General features: G+C 68.5%; 1 protein-coding gene. It reads right to left on the reverse strand.

What is annotated here, in order from left to right; translation table 11 throughout:
• A partial coding sequence (locus tag G4D85_RS48640) for a DUF2169 domain-containing protein (protein ID WP_240359957.1) occupies window positions 1-352 on the reverse strand: 352 nt, incomplete at its 3' end.
• Between the last annotated feature and the right edge of the window lie 48 nt (window positions 353-400).

The raw sequence follows: 400 nt of genomic DNA on the forward strand, positions 1-400 counted from the left end.
CCAGGGTGGCCTCGTGAAAGCGGCGGAAGGCGCCGAAGTAAGTGGTGAAGCCGAAGCGCAGACGCGGCAGCGTGAAGTGGAGCGAGCCTCGCGGCGTAAGATGCACAAGGGCCACCTTCTCTCCGCCGACGAGGCGGCGCGAAGGCCGCTGGTCGACGGGGGCACAGAGAGCGGAGCGCTCGTCGAAGTCTCGCGGCAGCAGTGGATGTCGCGTCTTCCGCCAGGCTTCGTCGAAGGTGCCTGTCAGCTCAAGGCGCGGCGACCAGTGACTGGCAATGGGGCCGAATCCGGCCGGGCCCATTTCCGCCGGAGTTCCCCGCAAGTACTCGATGCGATGGGCGGGCTGATCCACCCGGTGAGACGCTCTGCTGGCCACCCCGCGGCCCACGGGGTTGCGTAG

It is taken from the genome of Pyxidicoccus trucidator (assembly GCF_010894435.1).
Taxonomy (GTDB): Bacteria; Myxococcota; Myxococcia; order Myxococcales; family Myxococcaceae; genus Myxococcus; species Myxococcus trucidator.